Genomic DNA, 4091 nt, shown 5'->3' with positions numbered 1-4091 from the left:
AGATCCGCTGGTGGCTGCCAAAGGGCACCGACCTGTCGGTGCACACCCAGAGCGACCTCGATGGCATCTGCAATGTGCTCAACACCCAACCCCGCCGATCCCTGGGCTGGAAGTCACCCAACGACCGCTACGCTGCCCTCACCGCGCACTAGAACCTGGAACTCCCCGTGTTGGGCGCACTCTCCCCGGCCTCACCTGGCTGAGACCCTCTGTCGATTTAGCGATTCCTCATCTCGCGAACGAAAATCCAGATCAGCCAAAGGCCAGCAGTGATGCATACCATGATCACATCAAAGACAAAATTGAAAAACCCGTAGTGACGGCAACGCTTAGTCATTATATGCCCTTCCTATGGTTGGACATCTTGATCTCAGGATGGGCCGACGGAGGGACGGGAGTGGCCAGTGCCTGACGGAAGTCCACGCCGCATGTCGGACAACGACCCATGTCGAGCGGATACTGCGACTGACACTGATGGCACCTCACCCGCATGTCGAAACGTCCCCTCTCCCTGTCCCCGGATACCTCGGCAGGTCAGGACCAGGGCTTGAGCGCGGCCGACCCGAGGCTGGGTGGTGGCGCACGAACGGCGGCGGGTGGGCGACAACTTCGGCGGCGACGGGGTGGCCCTGGGCGGGGAGCTGGTCCTCAACTGCGCCACGCTGTGGAATCCGTCTACCTCGACGCCGCCCTGGCCGCCCGCGATCCGACGGCTACCCGCTGCGCGACCAAGACGTGCCCGGCTGTCGCCGTACATGCGGCGGCACCTCAACGTCCACGGCCACTACTCCTTCCAGCTGCCGCAGCTGGTGGGCCGCCTCGCCGTGCGCTCACGGGACCCCGACAGCCCGAAGAGGACACCGACTGATCCGACGGGCCGTGAAGGAGTCCCCGTACCCGTGCACCCGGGCGATCTCCCACTGGTGCTGGGCGCCAGCGCCTAGCGCCGGATTCTGTTCCGATGTTCCTCACGGACCATCTCTTACACGGAGGTCTTGGGGGGGGGAAGATCCCGGCAAGGTCGGTGCGCCGCTTCAGTTCACGGTTCCGCCGGTCACGGTGCTGAATGATCCAAGGAGCGAGCGTGCCCCACGCTTACGCGGGCAGCGCCGGAAGCACGACCACCGAGCCGTCCTTGTTGCGGGCAATCTCAATCGCCACGTCCGTTGCACGGCTATTGACTGCTACGCCGTCACCAAGCGCGTGAATCCGGTATGCAGTGCGCAATAGGCGATCAACTTCGCCGGACGTGACGACGGGCGAGCGCAGACCCCGTGGGCGTGCCAACTCAAGCGTCGACAGGCGCACGAGGACGCCGGCGATGCTCGACTCCAGCTTGTTGAGGCGCTGGTGGTCGGATTTGAGTGCACGGGCGAAGTTCTTGAATAGGTTGCCAGGGTCGTTCTGGGCGTGTTCCACGGCCTGCAGCACGATGACTCGCCGCTTTAGCGCAACGGCCAAGGCAGCGAGTTCGAGGTGGCCGCGGAACGTGCCACCGTGGTCGTCAATGCCAGGGAACCACTTCGTCAGTGTGTCGACCTCGACGGCCTTGACGTCCGGCAGTTTGTCGAGTGCGTTCTGCCACTGGGCAAGGCGGCGGTCAGCGGCTGCAAGCGCCTTGCCGATGGCGTGCACTGCCGAGTCCAGTCCGAGCGAAACACCGAGCTTGCCCTCGTCGAGCAGGATGGCGGTTGCTTTGTCTATGGCGTCGCGGCAGCCGTCAAGTTCGCTGCGCTCGTCATCAAGCTTTTGGTCGTGCAGTTGCTCGAGCAGATCCGTGATGTGCTCGATGGCCTGTTGGCGCTGGTGTTCGGCAGCCGCGCTCGCACCCACTGCTACTGCCATAAGCACGAGCGGCGCAGCAACGGCGAGTGTCACGCCGCCAGCGACCGCGACGCCGGCCGCACCGGCACCACCAGCCGCACCTGCAGCTGCCGCTCCGCCGACCGGCACGAATGTCGCCTGGGCTACGACGCTCTTTGAGGTCCTGAGGGCACTGTAGACACCACCGGCCGCCGCCTTCGAGGGCATCAGGCGAACGGTGCCCTGACCGAACTCGGCGGCGACCTTGGCGGGAACGACCATGCGGTACAGGGCTTCACCAGCGCCGGTCGCCGTAGCCGCCACCGAGGAACCTCGCGCTGATTGCGTGATGAGCTGCGACAGGTGCTGCGCCAAAGGACTCGCAGCATCGAGCGGGATGCCGTGGCTGCGGTCGAGCTCGTCGGGTAAGGGATGCACCTCAAGTGTGACAATCGGCTGGTCGGCCAGAGCTGCCAGCACGGTGCGCAGTTCAGTCAAGCGCTCAGCCGTCATCGGCCCGTCTACGGTCACTGCGGGCACCCGGACGTCACCGGTCGCCAGCGTCCACACCGGCACGATTGCCTGGCTGTCGTCAGTCATCGTCCTCACCAGCCCTTCCAACAAACACCCTCGGCCCGTCGCGACGTAGCAGCGCCACACCGGCTTAAGAGCGCCCATACTGACATTGCCCGATCCGCTCCAACCCGCTCGGGATGAATCGGCCTGGGTTTGATGGAGGCTCGTCCCGGTTGGAACTTCAGGGTCTCCCGGGGCGCTAGCCCCAGGATCCCCGGGTGGATGATGCCACGGTGGTCGATCGAGGGCCTCTGTGAGCCGTTGAGGGTCGTACACACATTCGGTTCGGGGTCTTGCTCGTTCATTGCTTCTCCTTCCGGCCCCGCTTCCGACGGGGCGATAGTGGCAGGCTCATCAGCGACGGGTCGCCACACCCCGACGGACAACGAGACGTACGCCGCCGATCCACGAACGACGAACCCGCCAACGGAAACGACGGGAGAGCACGTTGTACCTGTCAGCACTTTCGGCAGGTCATGCCCGGGACTTGAGCGTCAGCCGCCCAGACGGCTGCAGCTTTTGAGCCCGAGCCGGCCAGAACTGGCGATGTCCGTTGGGACGCCCTTCTCGCCGGAATCGCCGAGTGGCTCGCGGCTCGGGACAGCGTTCCCGCCCCGACCTGGGTGGGTCGGCCCGAGCGCACGCTCCCTAACACGATCCCATCTCCGACGAATCGCACCGCCTTGCGCTCGTAGACAGCGGAGAAGTGCCGGATGGCCGCATACGGGAAGGGCAGCTGCCCGTACGAAGGGCAGGATGCGTGGCTCACAGCAGTCCCTTGATCCATCCCGTCCGCCTCCCCACTCACGATCTGTGCTGGCGGCGTTCGGCCTCGTCGCCCGGGTACGTCGGAGCTTCGCGGTCGGTCCGGTAGAGCCGGACGATCGTCCGCCTCCCGTACGCTTGACGCTCCTGTATCACTCCGTGGCGTTGGGCCAACTGTGCCGCTTCCTTGACTCGCTGCGGGTTCCGTCGCCGCTGGTTCGGTTGCTGGCGCAGGCACTCGAAGAGCACCAGGTGGGTCCAGGCCTCGCCACCGTCCTGGTCCAGCAGCCAGTACGCGGCGTCGTTGTCCCAGGGGTCGCCGTTGCGGAGGTTGGGATACGTGGACGGCACCGTGATCGGTCGACCGGCGCTCAGCGATGGGGGCAGGGGCTTTGCGTGCAGCACGATCAACTCCTTGGTGGCCCGAGTGAGGCAGATGTAGAGAGAGCGCAGTCCGCTTAGGGTCCGACCGGCGATGGTGGCGGGCTCGATCACCACGACCACGTCGAACTCGAGGCCCTTGGCCCCCTCCGGGACGAGGAGTGTGACCTGCTCGCCGAACGCCTCCAGGTCGTGGGCAAGGTCACCGTGGAGCTCGGATGGGGCGATCACCGCCACCGCCCCCCGATTCAGATGCTCGACGACCAGGTCGTGAGTGGTCCGAGGGATCGAGTCCACCAGGCAGCGTCGGACCACTGGATCGACCGTAGAACGAAAGCTCTTCGGCACCTCGACCGCTGGAGCGGCTCTATCCAACAGCGGACGGGCGAAGTCCATCACCTGCTTCGGCACCCGGTAACCCAGGCGGAGCTCGGCCACCTCCGCCTTCCCGGCGAGGTTGGCGTGGCGCATCACCTCTGCCCACGAACGAGGTGACCAGGGAGAGGTTGCCTGGGCCAGGTCGCCGAGGATGGTCATCGAGCCCCGCTGGGTCCGGCGTCGGACGA

General features: G+C 65.7%; 3 protein-coding genes. 1 reads left to right on the top strand and 2 read right to left on the bottom strand.

All coding sequences use genetic code 11. From position 1 onward, the window contains the following. Positions 1–575: 575 nt before the first annotated feature. Positions 576–944, top strand: coding sequence for a hypothetical protein (locus tag ACR2FV_RS00640; protein ID WP_434013801.1), 369 nt, complete (start codon positions 576–578; stop codon positions 942–944). 151 nt (positions 945–1095) lie between these two features. Here the strand turns inward: ACR2FV_RS00640 and ACR2FV_RS00635 are convergent, their stop codons facing one another. Then, on the bottom strand, positions 1096–2403 hold the full coding sequence (locus tag ACR2FV_RS00635; RefSeq protein ID WP_434013800.1) for a hypothetical protein: 1308 nt from the start codon (positions 2401–2403) through the stop codon (positions 1096–1098). A gap of 780 nt (positions 2404–3183) precedes the next feature. Continuing rightward, the coding region (locus ACR2FV_RS00630; protein WP_434013799.1) for an ATP-binding domain-containing protein at positions 3184–4091 on the bottom strand (908 nt) is incomplete at its 5' end.

Source organism: Ornithinimicrobium sp., assembly GCF_051004135.1.
In the GTDB taxonomy this organism is placed as follows: domain Bacteria; phylum Actinomycetota; class Actinomycetes; order Actinomycetales; family Dermatophilaceae; genus Ornithinicoccus.
The sequence above is the reverse complement of the archived record's forward strand: the minus strand, read 5'-3'. Positions and strand labels throughout refer to the sequence as shown.